General features: G+C 71.2%; 18 protein-coding genes. 4 read left to right on the top strand and 14 right to left on the bottom strand.

Annotated features, from left to right (window positions below):
* Position 1 precedes the first annotated feature (1 nt).
* The 3 genes from deoC (at position 2) to ACIP6W_RS09440 (ending at position 2,667) form a co-directional block, all read left to right on the top strand.
* Positions 2 to 763: a deoxyribose-phosphate aldolase gene (gene deoC / locus ACIP6W_RS09430; protein WP_400338111.1), complete on the top strand. Its 762-nt coding sequence runs from the start codon at positions 2 to 4 to the stop codon at positions 761 to 763.
* A gap of 199 nt (positions 764 to 962) precedes the next feature.
* Positions 963 to 1,922, top strand: coding sequence for an ROK family protein (locus tag ACIP6W_RS09435; protein ID WP_066654306.1), 960 nt, complete (start codon positions 963 to 965; stop codon positions 1,920 to 1,922).
* Positions 1,923 to 2,088: 166 nt separating this feature from the next.
* Positions 2,089 to 2,667, top strand: coding sequence for a type IV toxin-antitoxin system AbiEi family antitoxin (locus tag ACIP6W_RS09440; RefSeq protein ID WP_400338110.1), 579 nt, complete (start codon positions 2,089 to 2,091; stop codon positions 2,665 to 2,667).
* On the opposite strand, the gene ACIP6W_RS09445 is transcribed toward ACIP6W_RS09440, so the two are convergent.
* From ACIP6W_RS09445 to ACIP6W_RS09510, 14 genes are all read right to left on the bottom strand, one after another.
* Entirely contained in the window at positions 2,654 to 4,996 is a 2,343-nt protein-coding gene (locus ACIP6W_RS09445) for a bifunctional (p)ppGpp synthetase/guanosine-3',5'-bis(diphosphate) 3'-pyrophosphohydrolase (RefSeq protein ID WP_235426327.1), read from the bottom strand. The two genes, ACIP6W_RS09440 and ACIP6W_RS09445, sit on opposite strands and share 14 nt — an antisense overlap.
* 57 nt (positions 4,997 to 5,053) lie before the next feature.
* Positions 5,054 to 5,416: a rhodanese-like domain-containing protein gene (locus tag ACIP6W_RS09450; protein ID WP_081984848.1), complete on the bottom strand. Its 363-nt coding sequence runs from the start codon at positions 5,414 to 5,416 to the stop codon at positions 5,054 to 5,056.
* Complete coding sequence (gene secF, locus ACIP6W_RS09455) at positions 5,416 to 6,420, bottom strand: protein translocase subunit SecF (protein ID WP_066654302.1); 1,005 nt, start codon at positions 6,418 to 6,420, stop codon at positions 5,416 to 5,418. Before secF ends, ACIP6W_RS09450 begins: the two co-directional genes overlap by 1 nt.
* On the bottom strand, positions 6,420 to 8,171 hold the full coding sequence (gene secD, locus ACIP6W_RS09460) for a protein translocase subunit SecD (RefSeq protein ID WP_066654296.1): 1,752 nt from the start codon (positions 8,169 to 8,171) through the stop codon (positions 6,420 to 6,422). Before secD ends, secF begins: the two co-directional genes overlap by 1 nt.
* 92 nt (positions 8,172 to 8,263) lie before the next feature.
* The gene (yajC, locus tag ACIP6W_RS09465) at positions 8,264 to 8,659 is read right to left on the bottom strand and encodes a preprotein translocase subunit YajC (RefSeq protein WP_066654294.1); all 396 of its coding nucleotides are present in this window, start codon (positions 8,657 to 8,659) and stop codon (positions 8,264 to 8,266) included.
* Between the two features lie 168 nt (positions 8,660 to 8,827).
* The gene (gene ruvB / locus ACIP6W_RS09470; protein ID WP_066654292.1) at positions 8,828 to 9,856 is read right to left on the bottom strand and encodes a Holliday junction branch migration DNA helicase RuvB; all 1,029 of its coding nucleotides are present in this window, start codon (positions 9,854 to 9,856) and stop codon (positions 8,828 to 8,830) included.
* Entirely contained in the window at positions 9,853 to 10,473 is a 621-nt protein-coding gene (gene ruvA / locus ACIP6W_RS09475; protein WP_066654290.1) for a Holliday junction branch migration protein RuvA, read from the bottom strand. The genes ruvB and ruvA overlap by 4 nt, the downstream gene beginning before the upstream one ends.
* A 10-nt stretch (positions 10,474 to 10,483) precedes the next feature.
* A complete protein-coding gene (gene ruvC / locus ACIP6W_RS09480) occupies positions 10,484 to 11,125 on the bottom strand; it encodes a crossover junction endodeoxyribonuclease RuvC (protein ID WP_235426326.1) in 642 nt (213 codons plus the stop codon).
* Between the two features lie 4 nt (positions 11,126 to 11,129).
* Positions 11,130 to 11,894, bottom strand: a complete 765-nt coding sequence (locus ACIP6W_RS09485; RefSeq protein WP_066654289.1) for a YebC/PmpR family DNA-binding transcriptional regulator — start codon at positions 11,892 to 11,894, stop codon at positions 11,130 to 11,132.
* Positions 11,895 to 12,057: 163 nt separating this feature from the next.
* Entirely contained in the window at positions 12,058 to 12,651 is a 594-nt protein-coding gene (gene pdxT / locus ACIP6W_RS09490) for a pyridoxal 5'-phosphate synthase glutaminase subunit PdxT (RefSeq protein WP_400429153.1), read from the bottom strand.
* Positions 12,648 to 13,568: a pyridoxal 5'-phosphate synthase lyase subunit PdxS gene (gene pdxS / locus ACIP6W_RS09495; protein ID WP_066654286.1), complete on the bottom strand. Its 921-nt coding sequence runs from the start codon at positions 13,566 to 13,568 to the stop codon at positions 12,648 to 12,650. The genes pdxT and pdxS overlap by 4 nt, the downstream gene beginning before the upstream one ends.
* Positions 13,569 to 13,580: 12 nt before the next feature.
* Entirely contained in the window at positions 13,581 to 14,129 is a 549-nt protein-coding gene (locus ACIP6W_RS09500) for an HIT domain-containing protein (RefSeq protein WP_251155514.1), read from the bottom strand.
* A 176-nt stretch (positions 14,130 to 14,305) separates the two neighbouring features.
* Entirely contained in the window at positions 14,306 to 16,294 is a 1,989-nt protein-coding gene (gene thrS / locus ACIP6W_RS09505; RefSeq protein WP_066658210.1) for a threonine--tRNA ligase, read from the bottom strand.
* Between the two features lie 153 nt (positions 16,295 to 16,447).
* Positions 16,448 to 16,990, bottom strand: coding sequence for an adenine phosphoribosyltransferase (locus ACIP6W_RS09510; RefSeq protein WP_066654284.1), 543 nt, complete (start codon positions 16,988 to 16,990; stop codon positions 16,448 to 16,450).
* Between the two features lie 187 nt (positions 16,991 to 17,177).
* On the opposite strand from ACIP6W_RS09510, the gene ACIP6W_RS09515 reads away from it, so the two are divergent.
* Complete coding sequence (locus ACIP6W_RS09515; protein ID WP_400429155.1) at positions 17,178 to 18,167, top strand: glycoside hydrolase family 6 protein; 990 nt, start codon at positions 17,178 to 17,180, stop codon at positions 18,165 to 18,167.
* The last annotated feature ends 62 nt before the right edge of the window (positions 18,168 to 18,229 follow it).

The following is an 18,229-nucleotide window of genomic DNA, read 5'->3' on the forward strand; positions in this document are numbered from 1 at the left end:
GGTGGACAACGCAGCGATCCCCGCACACCAGGACCGGGCCGACCAGCACGAGCTCGGCGCCGACGCCGTGCGCGCCCTCATCGACCACGCGATCCTGAAGCCCGAGCTCACCCGCGCCGACGTCGATGCGCAGCTCGACGAGGCCGCGGCGCACCGGGTCTTCAGCGTCTGCGTCCGTCCGAGCGACGTCGCGCACGCCGTGGAGCGCCTGCAGGGCACCGGGGTGGGCGTCGGCACCGTGATCGGGTTCCCGCACGGCACCACGACCACCGCCGCGAAGGTCGCCGAGTCGCTGCAGGCCCTGGCCGACGGCGCCTTCGAGCTCGACATGGTGCAGAACGTCGGCGCAGCGCGCTCCGGTGACTGGGACCGGGTCGAGCAGGACGTCCGTGCGGTCGTCGACGCCGCCGGGGACACCGTGGTGAAGGTCATCCTCGAGACCGCGTTCCTGACCGACGACGAGATCGTCGCCGCATCGCGAGCGGCCCAGCGCGCCGGCGCGGCCTTCGTGAAGACGTCGACCGGGTTCGCCGGCGGCGGCGCGACGGCCGAGCACATCCGCCTGATGCGGGACACCGTCGGTCCCGACACGGGTGTCAAGGCATCCGGCGGCGTCCGCGGCCTCGACACGCTGCTCGAGATGGTCCGGGCGGGTGCCGACCGCATCGGCACGAGCGCCTCGGCACGCATCCTCGACGAGGTCGCACACCGTGCGTCCACCGGCACCGCGTCGGCACTCGGCGACGACACCTCCTCCTACTGACGTCTCGGCCGCCCGCGCGCGCGAGCGGCCCCACCCGGGCCCGAGCGGACCGACCCGGTCCCTCCGGACCGACCCGGTCCGTCCGGACGTCCGGACCAGCAACGACCGACCCGACCACACCGCCGGGGCCGGCTCGCACCGACGCGAGGTCACGTCGTCACGGTGAGCCGGGCCTCCAGACCGCCGCATCGGAGCGCGCATGTCCAGCACCGCACCCCTGTCCCCCTCGTCCGCGATCGCGCTGGCCGTCGATCTCGGCGGCACCAAGGTCGAGGCGGCCCTCGTCACCGACCAGGGCGTCGTCCTGCCGGGCACCCGGCACCGGCAGCCCACCGGACCGTTGCGGAGTGCGGACGAGCTGCAGGCGGCGGTCGACCAGGTCGTGACGGCGACCCTCGCGACGCTGCCGGCGGACGCCCGGCTCGTCGGCGTGGGGGTCGGCGCGGCCGGTCCGGTCGACGAGGAGCACGGCCTCGTCTCGCCCCTGAACATGCCGGTGTGGCGCGGGTGGCCGCTCCGCGACCGGGTCGCGGCCCTGGTCCCCGAGGGGGTGCCGGTGACGCTCCGGATGGACGGGCTCGCGATCACCCTGGCCGAGCACTGGGTCGGTGCGGCGCAGGGCTCGGACCACGTCATGGGGATGATCGTGTCGACGGGCGTCGGCGGCGGCCTCATCCTGCACGGGCGCACCGTGAGCGGACCCACCGGCAACGCCGGACACATCGGCCACGTCGAGTGCGGCGGCTTCGATGACCCGTGCGCCTGCGGCGGCACCGGCTGCCTCGAGGCGGTCGCCAGCGGGCCGAAGACCGTCGCCTGGGCCCAGCGACAGGGCTTCGCCGGGAGCACCGGCGAGGAGCTCTCCGCCGCGTACGCGGCCGGCGACGAGATCGCGGTGGCGGCGGTCCGGCGGAGCGGGCGGGCGCTCGGACAGGCCGTCGCGGCGGCGACGAGCCTGGTGGACCTCGAGGTCGTGGCGATCGGCGGGGGCTTCTCGCACGTGACGCCGGACCTGTTCGAGTACGCCCGCGAGGCGGTGGCCGAGCGGGTCGAGTTCGGCTTCGTGACGAAGGTCCGGATCGTGCCGACCGCGCTGTCCCAGGACGGGCCGCTCATCGGGGCGGCAGCGCTCGTCCACCGCGCAGACGTGCTGCGCTGACGCGACGCGGGCGAACAGGCGCTCAGGCACGCGGGCGCGTTCACGGGTGCGCACTCGTGCTGGGCGCGCGGGTGGGGTGGCGGTCACGGCTGCGCCCGCAGCGCCGAGGCCGGCGTCCTCTCCACAGGCCCGACCGCGCTGGTCGTCCGTCCGGCAGGATGAGCGGGTGCCGACGCCCCGCCTGCTGACCAGCGACGACTGGCCGGAGACGGAGCTCCGCGCTGCGGTGCTCGCCGGCGAGCTCGTCTCCGTCGGGTGGTGCTGGGCCTCCCCCGCGGAACCGCAGACGCCCGCCCTCCGCGCCGCCGCGCACGCGTGGCGCGTGCCCGACGAGCGTGTGATGGCGAGCGGGCGGTCCGCTGCCTGGATCTGGGGTGCGACGTCGCGCCCACCCTCGCCGGTCGAGGTGAGTGTCCCGCCGACCGTCCGCATCCGTGTCGATCCCGACGTGCGGCTGCGCGAGGTCCGGCTCCCCGCCGAGGACACCGTGCTGGTGGGCCCGATCCGGGTGACCTCGCCGGAGCGCACCGCGGTCGACCTGCTCCGCGCGCCCGGCGCGTTCGACGCGTCCGCGCACGATGCCCTGCGCGGCCTCGTGGCGATCGGGGTGGTGCGGGTCGGCGAGGTCCGGCGCCGCCTGGCAGCGCTCGGGACGATCCCCATGGTGCGGCAGGCGGCCCGGCGTCTCGACCAGGCGATCGCCGCGACACCCGATCAGGCGCCGGCCGGGGTCAGCCCGCGCTGACCCGGTACACGTCGTAGACCGCGTCGATCCGCCGCACGGCGTTCAGCACCCGGTCGAGGTGCGTCGTGTCGCCCATCTCGAACACGAACCGGCTGAGCGCCAGGCGGTCCGAGGACGTCGACACCGTCGCGGACAGGATGTTCACGTGGTGGTCGGTCAGGACGCGCGTGACGTCGCTGAGCAGCCCGGAGCGGTCGAGCGCCTCGATCTGGATCTGCACGAGGAACACCGACTTCGACGACGGGGCCCACTCGACCTCGATCATCCGGTCCGGCTCGTTCATCAGTGACTTCACGTTCGTGCACGACGCCTGGTGCACGGAGACGCCCTGACCTCGGGTGATGAAGCCCACGATCTGGTCGCCGGGCACCGGCGTGCAGCACTTCGCGAGCTTCACCAGGATGTCGGGCGCGCCGCGGACGAGCACACCGCTGTCGCTGTTCCGGAGCTGGCGGCTCGTGACCTGTCGCGGGAAGGCGAGCTCGGGCTCGTCCGTCTCGGCCTCGGTCTGCACGTTGCCGAGCACCTTCTCGATGACGGACTGCGTGGACACGTGGCCCTCGCCCACCGCCGCGTAGAGCGCGGAGACGTCGTCGTACCGCATCGACGAGGCGACCTCGGCGATGGAGTCCTGGCTCATGATGCGCTGCAGCGGGAGGTTCTGCTTGCGCATCGCCCGGGCGATCGCGTCACGGCCCTGCTCGATGGCCTCTTCGCGGCGTTCCTTGGTGAACCACTGCTTGATCTTGTTGCGGGCACGGGGGCTGCGGACGAACGTCAGCCAGTCCTGGCTCGGGCCGGAGTCCGGGTTCTTCGAGGTGAAGATCTCGACGACGTCACCGCTCGACAGCGTGCTCTCGAGCGGGACGAGGCGCCCGTTCACCTTGGCACCCATCGTGCGGTGCCCGATCTCGGTGTGGACCGCGTAGGCGAAGTCGACCGGGGTCGCACCGGCGGGCAGGCCGATGACCTTGCCCTGCGGGGTGAAGACGTACGTCTCCTTGGCGCCGATCTCGTAGCGGAGCGAATCGAGGAACTCGCCCGGATCGCTCGTCTCGGCCTGCCAGTCGGTGATGTGGGCGAGCCACGCCATGTCCTGGTCGTCGGTGGTCGAGGAGGCGTCGACGTCCCGTCCCTGGGCACGCTGCTTGTACTTCCAGTGCGCCGCGACACCGAACTCGGCACGCTGGTGCATCTCGTGCGTGCGGATCTGGATCTCCACGGCACGGCCCTGCGGTCCGAGCACCGTCGTGTGCAGGGACTGGTACAGGTTGAACTTCGGCGTCGCGATGTAGTCCTTGAAGCGACCGGGCAGCGGGGTCCACCGGGCGTGCACGGAGCCGAGCATCGCGTAGCAGTCGCGGACGGTCGGCACGAGCACGCGAATGCCGACCAGGTCGTAGATCTCGTCGAACTCGCGCCCGCGCACGATCATCTTCTGGTAGATCGAGTAGTACTGCTTCGGCCTGCCCATGACCTCGCCGCGGACCTTCGCGGCCTTCAGGTCCTTCTTGAGCGTGCCGATCACGTTCTGCACGAACTGCTCGCGCTTCGGCTGCCGTTCCTTGACCAGGCTGTCGATCTCGACGTACAGCTTCGGGTGCAGGACCGCGAACGACAGGTCCTCGAGCTCCAGCTTGATCATCTGGATGCCGAGCCGGTGCGCCAGGGGCGCGTAGATCTCGAGCGTCTCCTTGGCCTTGCGCGACGCGGACGCGGACTCCACGAAACCCCAGGTGCGCGCGTTGTGCAGGCGGTCGGCGAGCTTGATGACGAGGACGCGGATGTCCTTCGACATCGCGATGACCATCTTGCGGACGGTCTCGGCCTGCGCGCTGTCGCCGTACTTGACCTTGTCGAGCTTGGTGACACCGTCGACGAGCATCGCGATCTCGTCGCCGAAGTCCGCGCGCAGCTGGTCGAGCTGGTAGTCGGTGTCCTCGACCGTGTCGTGCAGGAGCGCCGCGGCGATCGTGATCGTGCCGATCCCGAGGTCGGCGAGGATCTGCGCGACCGCGACCGGGTGGGTGATGTACGGCTCGCCGGACTTCCGCTTCTGGCCGTCGTGGGCGCGTTCGGCCACCGAGTACGCCCGCTCGATGAGCGTGACGTCGGCCTTCGGGTGGTGCGACCGGACGGTACGGATGAGCGTGTCGACCGCCCCTGCGGGCTGCGCCCGCGAGAAGAGGCGCGGCAGCAGCGACCGCAGGGAACCGAGGTTGCCGGTGGTCGTCGCGTTCAGCGGACTGGAGGGCCGTGGCGCGGACCCGGGACGGCTCGCGCCGGGCGTGGACGCACCCTGCGACGAGGACTCACGGGTGTCCGTCATGATGCGCCTCCTGCGACCGGTGTCCGGGTACGGTCTGGCAAGCCTACGCGCGTCCGGTCAGTGCTCGTGACGCGGTTCGCCCTGGGCGTCGCCGAACGATCCGGCGCGCACGACCGGCTCGCCCGCCTGCTCCCAGGCGACCATGCCGCCGGTCAGGTTCACCGCCGGCACCCCGGACTGCTCGAGGGCGGCGACGACCCGCGCGGAGCGGGCGCCGGAGTGGCAGACGACGATGGCGGGCTGGTCACCCCCGTCGATCTCCTGCCAGCGGGCCACGAGCTCGGACATCGGGACGAGCGTCGCCTCCGGGGCGTGCACCTCGTCCCACTCCCCCTGCTCGCGCACGTCGAACAACCGCGCGCCCCCGTCGAGCCGGCGTCGGGCTTCGGCCACGTCGACGTCGTGCACCTCGACCGCCATCAGGCGACCTCGGCCGCGGCGTCGACCTCGCGCTGGCGCTTCTCGGCCGCCCGCGTCTTCTTCGCGTCGGCCTCCTTGACCTTGGGCTCGTTCTCGCGGAGGTGGGCGTACATCGGCGACGCGATGAAGATCGTCGAGTAGGTGCCGACGATGATGCCGATGAACAGTGCCAGCGAGATGTCCCGCAGGGTGCCGGCGCCGAGCACGTACGACCCGATGAAGAGGATCGCGGCGACCGGCAGCAGCGCCACGACCGAGGTGTTGATCGACCGGACGAGCGTCTGGTTCACGGCGAGGTTCACCGACTGCACGAAGGTGCGGTGCGACTCCTGCGACGTGTTCTCGCGCACCTTGTCGAACACCACGACGGTGTCGTACAGCGAGTAGCCGAGGATGGTCAGGAATCCGATGACGGCAGCGGGGGTGACCTCGAGCCCGACGATGCCGTAGACGCCGGCGGTGATGAGCAGGTCGTGCAGCAGCGCGACCATGGCGGACACGGACATCTTCCACGTCCGGAAGTAGACGGCCATCACCACGGCCGCCAGCGCGAGGAAGATGACGAGACCGCGGATCGCCTGCGCGAGCACGTCGGCTCCCCAGGTCGCGCCGATGTACGTCGAGGCGACCTGGTCGTCCGACACGCCGTAGGCCTCGGCCAGGGCGTCCTGCACCTCGCTGGTCTCGCGGTCCGTCAACTGCTCGGTCTGGACGCGGATGCCGTCCTGGCCGACCTGGGAGACGCGCGGCACGCCCTCGGGGACGATCGACTCGACCGTTCGGGTGGCGACCGACTGGTCGAGGTCCTTCGCGTTCGAGATCGTGAACTCGGACCCGCCGGTGAACTCGATGCCGAGGTGGTAGCCGCCGCGGAGCCACGGCACCGCCAGCGACACGACGATCGCGATGAGGGCGATCAGGTACCAGGTCTTGCGGCGCCCGACGATGTCGTACGAACGCTTGCCCGTGTAGAGGTCGCTGCCGAACTGGCTGAAGCTGGCCATCAGTCGTCCTTCCCGTCCGGCGTGGAGCCGTTGTCGCCGGAGGCCTGCTGGGCCTTCCGCTCTGCGATCGTCTGGCGGCGCTGGGCCTCGCCCGCGCTGCGCTGGCGCTTGCCGTCCACGACCGGGGCGCGGAACTGCGCCCGACCGCGGTAGACGGCGCCGAGGGCGGACGGGTCGAGTCCGCTGAACTTGTGTCCCTCGCCGAAGAACCGGCTCCGGGCGATGAGCTGCATCATCGGGTGCGTGAAGAGCACGACCACGACGACGTCGATCAGGGTGGTGAGGAGCAGCGTGAACGCGAAGCCCTTCACGTCGCTGACGGCCAGGATGTAGAGCACGACCGCGGCGAGGAAGTTGATCGAGTCCGACGCCAGGATCGTGCGGAGCGCGCGCTTCCAGCCCGACTCGACGGCACTCTCGAGACCACGGCCGTCGCGGAGCTCGTCACGGATGCGCTCGAAGTACACGATGAACGAGTCCGCCGTGATGCCGATGGCCACGATGAGACCGGCCACGCCGGCGAGTGACAGTCGGTAGTCGACACGCCACGACATGATCGCGATCACGAGGTAGGTCAGCACCGCCGCGACGCCGAGCGAGAGCACGGTGACGAACGCGAGCGCCCGGTACTGGATGATCGAGTAGATCACGACCAGGATCAGACCGATCAGGCCGGCGACGAGACCGCCGACGAGCTGTGCGGTACCGAGCGTCGCCGAGATGTTCTCGTTCGACTGCACCTGGAAGTTGATGGGCAGGGCGCCGTACTTCAGCTGGTCGGCCAGGGTCTTGGACGACTCGGCGGTGAAGTTGCCGGTGATCTGCGCCTTGCCGTTCGTGATGGCCGCGTTCGAGGCGGGCGCCGTGATGACGGTGCCGTCGAGCACGATCGCGAACTGGTTCTGCGGCGCGGGGAGCTTGACGAGGCGGCTCGTGACGTCGCGGAAGTCATCCGAGCTCTTGCCCGAGAACGTCAGGTTGACTGCCCACTGCCCGGTGGTCGCGCCCTGGGAGTCGGTGGCGAGACCCGAGGTCGCGTTGCTGATGCCGGAACCGGAGACCTCGACGGGGCCGAGGATGTACTTCGCGGCGCCGTCCTGGTCGCACGTGACGAGCGGCTCGTCGTCGGGCGCCGCCGTGACGTCGTCCGGGGCAGCGCAGTTGTAGTTCGTGTACAGGTCCTGCAGCGCCGGAGTGACCTGGGACAGGTCGCTGCCGTTGGTCGGCTTCGCGCTCGGGGTCGCGTCGAGCGATGCCGGCGGCGAGTACGGCGTCGGCGAGGCGGTCCCGCCGTCACTGCCGCCGACCGCCGTGTTCGTGGCCGCCTCGGTGTAGAGCACCGGTCGGAAGGTCAGCTTCGCCGCTGCCTCGATCCGGTCGATCGTCGCCTTGTCGGGCTTGCCGGGGATCGACACGACGATGTTGTTCGTGCCCTGCGTGTTGATCTGGGACTCGGAGACGCCGGTCGCGTTGATGCGCTGGCGGATGATGTTGACCGCCTGGTTCAACTGCTGCGAGGTGACGGAACCGCCCTCGGTGTTCTGCGCCGCGAGGGTCAGCTGCGTGCCGCCCTGCAGGTCGAGCGCCAACTCGGGGACCCAGCTCGCGCCGGCGAACCACTCGTCGGTGTCGTCCTTGCTGTTGGCGGCGAGCACCGACGCGGCGGTGTTCAGGCCGGCCAGGGCAGCCATGATGATCACCAACCAGGTGAGCGAGCGCAGCGCCTTCTTGACGGGTGTCGATCGTGCCACCGGTCGTCTCGTCTTTCTGTTCAGGACCGACGACCTCACGGCCGGCGGCAGGGGTGTGGCCGCCGGGTCGGTGGACCCGGCGGCCGAGGGCGTCAGTCTTCGGTCTTGCGCTTCGTCGGGTCCGACTCGTCGACACGCTCGCCGTAGACGGGCTCGCCGTTGAGGTCGGCGATCGGCTTCGGCGCCGCAGCGTCGTCCTCGGGCACGACGGTGGTCTCGACGTCGGACGCGTCCTCGTCGACCACGCGCGACAGGGTCTGGCGGTGCACCGTCACGATGGTGCCGGGGGCGACCTCGACGTCCGCCGTGACCTTGTCGTCGTCGACGGACACGAGCGTGCCGTAGAGGCCGAACGAGAGCATGACACGGGAGCCCGGGACCATCTTCGTCTGGAGCTCCGCCTGCTGCTTCTTGCGCTTGCGGCTGCTGTAGAACATGAACGCGGCGAACGCCACGATGATGACGATGAGGAAGAGTGATTGGTCCATGGGGGCGGTGCCTTCTCTGGTTGCTCGGATCCAGCCGGAGCGGTCGCTGCTCGGCTTCGGGCCGTAGCAGTCTAGGGCACGGGCGTGTCCGCGATCGGGCAACCGCCTGAGTCCGTGCGGGCCGACCACGACACTCGGGCGACCGGGATCAGAATATCGTATACCTGATCAGTCGTCGAACAGGCCGGGCTGCGCGCCGACTCCGTCGCCCGGGGACATCCCGAAGTGACGCCAGGCCTGCGGGGTCGCGATCCGCCCGCGGGGCGTCCGGGTCACGAGTCCGACGCGGACCAGGAAGGGCTCGACCACCGACTCGATCGTCTCGGACTCCTCGCCCACGGAGACGGCGAGGGTGTTCAGGCCCACGGGGCCACCGTCGAACCGCGTGAGCATCGTCTCGACGACGGCGCGGTCGAGCCGGTCGAGCCCGAGCTCGTCGACGTCGTACAGGTCGAGCGCCCCCTGCACGGCGGCCATCCCGTCCGAGGTGCCGTGCACGAGGGCGTAGTCGCGCACCCGGCGCAGCAGGCGGTTCGCGATGCGCGGGGTGCCGCGGGAGCGACCGGCGATCTCGCGCAGGGCGGACCGGTCGATGCGCAGGTCGAGCAGGTGCGCCGCGCGGATCAGCACCTGTTCGAGTTCGTCCTTCTCGTAGAACTCGAGGTGCGCGGTGAAGCCGAAGCGGTCGCGGAGCGGGTTCGGCAGCAGCCCGGCGCGCGTGGTCGCACCGACGAGGGTGAACGGCGCGAGGTCGAGCGGGATGCTCGTCGCGCCGGCACCCTTGCCGACCATCACGTCGATCCGGAAGTCCTCCATCGCGAGGTAGAGCATCTCCTCCGCCGAGCGCGCCATCCGGTGGATCTCGTCGATGAAGAGCACTTCGCCGGGGACGAGGGAGGACAGCACCGCGGCGAGGTCGCCGGCGTGCTGGATCGCGGGGCCGCTCGACATCCGCAGCGGCCGACCGGACTCGTGCGCGACGATCATCGCGAGGGTCGTCTTGCCGAGCCCGGGCGGACCGGCCATGAGGATGTGGTCGGGGGTGCGTTCCTGCATGGCCGCCGCCTTGAGCAGGAGGTCGAGCTGGCCGCGGACCTTGCGCTGCCCGACGAACTCGTCGAGCGACTTCGGTCGGAGCGCGCCCTCGAAGGCGAGCTCCTCCTGCGACTCGGCTCCCGCCGAGGTGATCCCGCTCACCGGCCGGCCCCCGCGGGACGCAGGGTGCCGAGCGCGGCGCGGAGCAGGGCCTGCGTGCCCATCGCAGCGGCACCCGGGTCGCTCGCCACGACGGCGTCGACGGCGGACTGTGCCGCGTCCTCGCGCCAGCCGAGTCCGACGAGCGCCGACACGACGTCGAGCGCGGCCGGGTGCGCGCTGCCACCCGCGACCGTCGCGGACGCAGGCGCCTGCTCGAAGGCCACGAGCTTGCCGGAGAGGGCGACCGTGATGAGCTTCGCGGTCTTCGGGCCGATGCCGGACACCTTGCGGAACGCCGCGTCGTCCTCGCTCGCGACGGCGTTGGCGACCTGTGCCGGGTCCATGTGGGCGAGGACGCCGAGCGCCGACTTCGGCCCGACGCCGGAGACGCTGCGGAGCAGGTCGAACACCTGGAGCGCGTCGGTCGACTCGAAGCCGAAGAGCAGGTGCTCGTCCTCGCGCACGATCATCGCCGTGCGCAGGAACACCTCGGAGCCGTGGCGCATCGTCAGTGCGTGCGCCGGGGTGACCGTGACGGCGTACCCCACTCCCCCGACCTCGACCACGACGGCCGATCCGGAGACGTCGATGCAGGTTCCCCGGAGGCTCGCGATCATGCCCACGAGCCTAGGGCCGCCCACCGACGGCGCCGGCCCGCCGCGCGGCGGCACCCGGACGCGATGCCGCGGCAGCGGCACGCGCGAGCGGCGTGTCCGCGACCCCGGCCTGCGCGTCCCGCCAGGCGCGCTGTGCCGGGGTGAGCGTCGACGGGCCGGGACCGACCCGGTCGGGTGATCCGAGCCTCCAGGCATGGCAGACCGCCAGGGCGAGCGCGTCCGCGGCGTCGGCGGGCTTCGGGGCCTCGTCGAGCCCCAGCACCCGCGCGATCATCGTCTGCACCTGGCGCTTGTCGGCGTTCCCGTAGCCGGTGACCGCCGCCTTCACCTCCGACGGCGTGTGCAGCCCGACGGGCAGCCCACGGGCGGCGGCGGCGTGCAGCGCCAGCCCCGCCGCCTGCGCGGTGCCCATGACGGTCCGGACGTTCGCCTGTGCGAAGACACGCTCGACCGCCACCGCGTCGGGGCGGTGGTCGTCGATCTCGGCAGCGATGCCGTCGGCGATGCGCAGGAGCCGCTGCTCCAACGCCATGTCCGCGGGCGTGCGCACGACCGTCACGTGGACGAGTCGTGCGCGCCGGTTCGGTGCGACCTCGACGACGCCGACGCCGCACCGGGTGAGCCCGGGGTCCACCCCGAGCACACGGAGCACCGGACTAGTCCTCGTCCTCGTCGAGCTCGGCCTGGACGTCCGCGGGGATGTCGAAGTTGGCGTAGACGTTCTGCACGTCGTCGCTGTCCTCGAGCGCGTCGATCAGCTTGAAGACCTTGCGGGCGGTGTCGGCGTCGACCGGGACCTTCACCCCGGGGACGAACTCGGCATCGGCCGAGTCGTAGTCGATGCCGGCGTCCTGCAGCGCCGTGCGCGCCGCGACGAGGTCGCTCGCCTCGGTGATGACCTCGAAGCCGCCGCCCTGGTCGACCACGTCCTCGACACCCGCGTCGAGGACGGCCGTCATGACGGTGTCCTCGTCGAGACCGTCGGTCTTCGTGACCGAGATGACGCCCTTGCGCGAGAAGTTGTAGGCGACGCTGCCCGGGTCGGCCATGGTGCCGCCGTTCCGGGACATCGCCGTCCGGACCTCGGCCGCAGCGCGGTTCTTGTTGTCGGTGAGGCACTCGACGAGCATCGCGACACCGTTCGGGCCGTAGCCCTCGTACATGATCGTCGTGTACTCGATCGACTCACCGGTCAGGCCGGCGCCGCGCTTGATCGCGCGGTCGATGTTGTCGTTCGGGACCGAGGTCTTCTTGGCCTTCTGGACGGCGTCGACCAGGGTCGGGTTGCCCGACAGGTCCGCGCCGCCCATCTTCGCGGCGACCTCGATGTTCTTGATGAGCTTGGCGAACGACTTCGCACGGCGCTGGTCGATGACCGCCTTCTTGTGCTTCGTCGTTGCCCACTTGGAATGCCCGGACACGGTGCTCCTTGCGTCTAGCGGAAGATCCGGACCAGTCTACCGGCCGCGAGGCGCGGATCACCGCCGCCCCGCCCCCTTGCGCGAAACGCAACGTCGGTGACACCGCGCAGTGCGATGCCGCTGCGAGGAACCGCCGACGTTGCGTCTTGCGGGTCGGGAGGACCTAAGCGCTGCGGACGATGTCGAGGAAGCGGCGGTGGAAGCGGTCCTCGCCGGCGACCTCGGGGTGGAACGCGCTCGCGAGCACGGCGTCCTGCTGCACGGCGACGACCTGCCCGTCGGCGAGGGCACCGAGCACCTGGACACCGGCGCCGTGCTCCTCGACCACGGGGGCGCGGATGAACACCGCGTGCACGGGGGCCTCGCCGAGTGCCGGCATCGGGATGTCGGTCTCGAAGGAGTCGTTCTGGCTGCCGAAGGCGTTGCGGCGCACGGTCGTGTCGAGCACGGCGAGCGTCTGCTGCCCCGGGATGCCCGCGGCGATCCGGGAGGACAGCATGATCATCCCGGCACAGGTGCCGTAGGCGGGGAGTCCCCCGCGGATCGCTGCGCTCAGTGGTTCGGCGACGCCGAACGTCCGGGACAGCTTGTCCATGACGCTCGACTCACCGCCGGGGATCACGACGCCGTCGAGCGCCTCGATCTCCTCGGGCCGACGGAGCGGCACCACGTCGGCGCCGAGCTCCGTCAGCGAGGCGATGTGCTCGCGGAAGTCACCCTGCAGCGCGAGGACCCCGATGCGGGGTCGGGCGCTCACCAGCCGCGCTCGGCGAGGCGATGCGGAGCGGGGACGTCGGCGACGTTGATGCCGACCATGGCCTCGCCCAGACCGCGGGAGACCTCGGCGATGACCTTCGGGTCGTCGTGGAAGGTCACGGCCTTGACGATCGCCGCGGCGCGCTTCGCCGGGTCGCCCGACTTGAAGATGCCGGACCCGACGAAGACGCCGTCCGCTCCGAGCTGCATCATCATCGCGGCGTCGGCCGGGGTGGCGACACCACCGGCGGTGAAGAGCACGACGGGGAGCTTGCCGGTCTGCGCGACCTCCTTCACCACGTCGAACGGGGCCTGGAGCTCCTTCGCGGCGACGTAGAGCTCGTCCTCCTTGAGGTGACGGAGCGCAGCGATCTCCTTCGAGATGGTGCGGATGTGCTTCGTGGCCTCGGACACGTCACCCGTGCCGGCCTCGCCCTTGGAGCGGATCATCGCGGCACCCTCGGTGATGCGACGGAGTGCCTCGCCCAGGTTCGTGGCGCCGCAGACGAAGGGCGTCGTGAACTTCCACTTGTCGATGTGGTTGACGTAGTCGGCGGGCGACAGCACCTCGGACTCGTCGATGTAGTCGACGCCGAGCTCCTGCAGCACCTGCGCCTCGACGAAGTGGCCGATGCGGGCCTTCGCCATGACGGGGATCGAGACCGCGGCGATGATCTCCTCGATCATCGACGGGTCGGACATGCGGGCCACGCCGCCCTGCGCGCGGATGTCGGCGGGGACGCGCTCGAGGGCCATGACGGCGGTCGCGCCGGCTTCTTCCGCGATGCGGGCCTGCTCGGCGTCGATGACGTCCATGATCACGCCGCCCTTGAGCATCTCGGCCAGGCCGCGCTTGACGCGGTCGGAGCCGGTGATCGAGGTGCCGTTGGTGCCCGAGGTGCTGGTGCTGTCGCTCATGATGCCGACAGTCTAGTCCGCAGCGGGCCAGCCGTCGGCGACGAGCCGGCGGGTGTCACCGAGCATCTGGGACATCGACTTCGTCCGGGCGATGATCGGGAAGAAGTTCGAGTCCGACGCCCACCGCGGCACGATGTGCTGGTGCAGGTGCGCGGCCACACCGGCGCCCGCGATCTCGCCCTGGTTCATGCCGATGTTGAAGCCGTCGCAGTGCGACACCGCACGCAGTACGCGCATCGCGGTCTGGGTCAGTTCGGCGATCTCCCGGATCTCCTCGGCGGTCGCCTCGTCGTACAGCGGGACGTGGCGGTAGGGGCAGACGAGCAGGTGCCCGTTGTTGTACGGGAACAGGTTGAGCAGTACGTAGGCGTGCTCACCGCGGGCGACGATCAGGGCGTCCTCGTCGGACTTCCGCGGCGCCTCGCAGAACGGGCAGTCGTCCTCGTGCCCGCGGCCCCGACCTTCCCGCCCGGCGTCGATGTAGGCCATGCGGTGCGGGTTCCACAGGCGCTGGAAGGCGTCCGGCACCGCCGCACCCGTGGCCGCGTCGCGGATCACCAGCGGGTCGTCCGCGCTGCCGGTGCCCGCGGCACCGCCCGTGTCGACGACCGGCGGACCGGGGTCGGCCGGGATCGCGGAGCCGGCCGGCCTCCCGGAGTCGGCCGGGGCCCCGGAGCCGGCCACGTCGACGACGTGACCGGTCCCGGGGACGGACTCCGTGCCTCCCGTGCGGTCCATCAGACCTGTGCGCGGTCGCGGATCGCAGTGAGGATGCGGTCGACCGCCTCGTCGACCGGCACGCCGTTGTCCTGGCGACCGTCGCGGAAGCGGAACGAGACCGCCCCGGCGTCGCGGTCGTCGCCACCGGCGATCAGCTGGAAGGGCACCTTCGCCTTGGTGTGCGTGCGGATCTTCTTCTGCATCCGGTCGTCCGAGTGGTCGACCTCGGCGCGGACACCGTGCGCACGGAGCTTCGCGACGACCTCGTCGAGGTAGTCGCCGTACTCCGCGGCGACCGGGATCGCGACGACCTGCACCGGGGACAGCCACGCCGGGAAGGCACCCGCGTAGTGCTCGGTGAGGACGCCGAAGAAGCGCTCGATCGAGCCGAACAGGGCGCGGTGGATCATCACGGGACGCTGCCGCGAGCCGTCCGGGGCCGTGTACTCGAGCTCGAAGCGCTCGGGCAGGTTGAAGTCGAGCTGCACGGTCGACATCTGCCACGTGCGACCGATCGCGTCGCGGGCCTGGACGGAGATCTTCGGCCCGTAGAACGCCGCACCGGCGGGGTCCGGGACGAGTTCGAGACCGGACTCCTCGGCGACCTCGCGCAGGGTGTTCGTGGCGATCTCCCACACCTCGTCGTCGCCGACGTACTTCTCCGGGTCCTTCGTGGAGAGCTCGAGGTAGAAGTCGTCGAGTCCGTAGTCGCGGAGGAGCGAGAGCACGAACTCGAGCGTCGTGGTCAGCTCCTCCTTCATCTTCTCCTGCGTGGTGAAGATGTGGGCGTCGTCCTGGGTCATGCCGCGCACGCGGGTCAGGCCGTGGATGACGCCGGACTTCTCGTTGCGGTAGACCGTGCCGAACTCGAACATCCGGAGCGGCAGGTCGCGGTAGGAGCGGGCCTGCGAGCGGTACGCCAGGATGTGCATCGGGCAGTTCATCGGCTTGAGGTAGTAGTCCGCACCCTGTCGGGTGACGTTGCCGTCCTCGTCGCGGGCCTCGTCCATGTGCATGGCCGGGAACATGCCGTCCTTGTACCACCCGAGGTGGCCGGACTGCTCGAACAGGTCGCCCTTCGTGATGTGCGGCGTGTAGACGAAGGAGTACCCCTCCTGCTCGTGCCGGCGGCGCGAGTAGTCCTCCATCTCGCGGCGGATGATGCCGCCCTTCGGGTGGAAGATCGCCAGGCCCGAGCCGATCTCGTCCGGGAACGAGAACAGGTCGAGCTCCGCGCCGAGCTTGCGGTGGTCGCGCTTCGCGGCCTCCTCGAGTCGGACGAGGTACGCCTTGAGCTGGTCCTTGTCCGGCCAGGCGGTGCCGTAGATGCGCTGCAGCTGCGGGTTCTTCTCCGAGCCGCGCCAGTACGCCGCCGCGACGCGCATGAGCTTCGCCGCGTTGCCGATCCACCGGGTGTGCGGGACGTGCGGGCCACGGCAGAGGTCCTGCCAGACGACCTCGCCCGACTTCGGGTCGACGTTCTCGTAGACCGTGAGCTCGCCGGCCCCGACCTCGACGCTCTCGCCGGAGTCGCCCTCGGCCGCGGCGCCCTTGAGGCCGATGAGCTCCTGCTTGAAGGGCTCCCCCGTCATCAGTTCGCGGGCCTCGTCGTCGGTGACGACCTTGCGCCGGAAGCGCTGGGCCTGCTTGACGATGCGGTCCATGCCCTTCTCGATGGCCTTGAGGTCCTCGGGGGTGAAGGGCTCGGCGACGTCGAAGTCGTAGTAGAAGCCGTCGGTGACGGGCGGGCCGATGCCGAGCTTCGCGTCCGGGTTGATCTGCTGCACGGCCTGCGCGAGCACGTGTGCGGCGCTGTGCCGGAGGATGTCGAGGCCGTCCTGCTCATCGAGCGTCACCGGTTCGACGGTCTCCCCCGCCTCCACGTCGGCCGCGAGGTCCTTGAGCACCCCGCCGACGCGGATCGCGACGACACCGCGGACGCCGTCGAAGAGCTCGGTGCCCGTCGTGGCCGTCGTCGCGGTGCGGGGCTCGGGTGCCTGGGGCAGGTCTGCGGGCTCTGGTGCGACTGCGTCGGTCACGATCGTGGTGCTCCTCGGTTGGTTCAGGGGTGGGTCAAGACTAGTGCGCGGCCGCAGCGGTCCAGGCGCGGCCGCGGCGGTGAAGGCGCGGCCGCGGCGGTCCAGGCCGGCGGCAGCGGTTCAGGCGGGGACGCGGCCGAGCGTCGTGACGGGCAGGCGCGGCTCGAGGCGCTCCCGACCGGAGAGCCCGTCGAGCTCGAGCAGCGACGCGAAGCCGATCGCCTCGTACCCGGCACGCTCGAGGAGCGTGATCGTCGCCGCAGCGGTGCCCCCGGTCGCGAGGACGTCGTCGACGACGAGCACGCGCGTGCCCTGCGGGAGCTGGCCCGGCCGGAGCTCGAGCTCTGCCTCGCCGTACTCGAGCGCGTACTGCTCGCTCAGGACCTCGCCGGGCAGCTTGCCGGCCTTGCGGACCGTCAGCACGCCGACCTGGTGCTGGGCCGCGATGCCCCCGGCCAGGGCGAAGCCACGGGCCTCGATGCCGGCGACCGCCTGGAACCCCGCACCGATCGCGAACGGCGCCGCGAGGGCCTCGCAGACCCGTCCGAACGCCACGGGGTCGGAGAACACCGGCGTCACGTCGCGGAACAGGATGCCGGGCTTCGGGAAGTCCGGGACGATGGCGGTCAGGCGTTCGACGAGTGCAGCTGCGGTTTCGGTCACCGCACAACGGTACGCGACCGCAGGCGCCGCACGCGCCCGGCCGCCCGTCGCCTGTCCCTCGTTCTGGAGATCGCCCCGACGCCGCCCCGCGGGTTCTGATGGTCTGCGGCAGGTGGAGCGGGACGGCAGGGACGTCCCGACAGCGGACGGACACAGGACGGGGACCATGTACTCGAGGATCAGGACGATGGTCGCGCTCGCCGTCGTGGCGACGGCGGTGGTCGGGGGCACCGTGACGTTCCCCGCGGCTGCGACGGCGGCGTCCACCGCGCCGCTGCCGCGCGCTGCCCTCCACTCCGCGACGCCCGGGCAGGTCTTCGCCGGTGGGTTGTACCGGCAGCCGGACAGCCAGCCCGCCCAGGCCGCGGCGGCGCTGAGCGCGGCGGGGAGGACGACCGAGGCCGCCGCGGCCCGCACCATCGCGCAGCAGCCGATCGCGATCTGGCTCGGCGAGTGGTACACGGGCGACGCGCTGGACCGGGTGATCGCGCGGAACCTCGCCGCCGCGGAGAAGACGGGCACGACGCCGGTGTTCGTCACGTACGCCGTCCCGAACCGCGACTGCGGCGGGTACTCGGCGGGCGGCCTCTCCCCGTCCCGGTACGCCGCGTGGAACCGTCGCATCGCGGCCGACCTCCAGGGGCACCGGGCCGTCGTGATCGTCGAGCCGGACTCCCTGGCACACCTGAGCACGTGCACCGCCGAGCGAGCCCGACGGCCGGGCCTCATCGCGGCGGCCGTGCGCGTGTACGCCGCCGCGGGGGTCCCCACCTACCTGGACGGCGGGAACGAGGACTGGAACCCCGCGGAGCTCCAGGCGACGTACCTGCGGGAAGCCGGTGTCGCCCAGGCCCGGGGGTTCTTCACGAACGTCGCGAACTTCTACGGCGTCGACGGTGAGCGGGCCTACGCCGAGCGGCTCAGCGCGATGACGGGTGGAGCACGGTACGTCGTCGACGTGTCGAGGAACGGTCGTGGGTGGCTCGGCACCTGGTGCAACCCGACCGGTGCCGGTCTCGGAGGGAAGCCCCACGTCGCAGCGGGCACGACCCGGCTCGACGCCCTGCTCTGGGTGAAGACCCCGGGGGCGAGCGACGGGACCTGCAACGGTGGGCCGGCGGCGGGGACGTGGTTCCCGTCGTACGCGGTCGCACTGGTGGCCAACCGGAAGCGGTAGGCGCGGGGTCGCGGTCCCGCGGGGCGGGTGCCGTATGTGCGGCGGGCGCGGCGAGCCCAGCG

The sequence above is a fragment of the Curtobacterium sp. NPDC088465 genome, assembly GCF_044753165.1.
GTDB lineage: Bacteria > Actinomycetota > Actinomycetes > Actinomycetales > Microbacteriaceae > Curtobacterium.

Bases quoted from the DNA above. Each gene is read 5' to 3' on its own strand.
- ACIP6W_RS09435 (WP_066654306.1), top strand. From the start codon at position 963: ATGTCCAGCACCGCACCCCTGTCCCCCTCGTCCGCGATCGCGCTGGCC.
- ACIP6W_RS09450 (WP_081984848.1), bottom strand. From the start codon at position 5,416: ATGGCGGTCGAGGTGCACGACGTCGACGTGGCCGAAGCCCGACGCCGG.
- yajC (WP_066654294.1), bottom strand. From the start codon at position 8,659: ATGGACCAATCACTCTTCCTCATCGTCATCATCGTGGCGTTCGCCGCG.
- ACIP6W_RS09445 (WP_235426327.1), bottom strand. From the start codon at position 4,996: ATGACGGACACCCGTGAGTCCTCGTCGCAGGGTGCGTCCACGCCCGGC.
- ruvA (WP_066654290.1), bottom strand. From the start codon at position 10,473: ATGATCGCGAGCCTCCGGGGAACCTGCATCGACGTCTCCGGATCGGCC.
- ACIP6W_RS09515 (WP_400429155.1), top strand. From the start codon at position 17,178: ATGGTCGCGCTCGCCGTCGTGGCGACGGCGGTGGTCGGGGGCACCGTG.
- pdxS (WP_066654286.1), bottom strand. From the start codon at position 13,568: ATGAGCGACAGCACCAGCACCTCGGGCACCAACGGCACCTCGATCACC.
- secF (WP_066654302.1), bottom strand. From the start codon at position 6,420: ATGGCCAGCTTCAGCCAGTTCGGCAGCGACCTCTACACGGGCAAGCGT.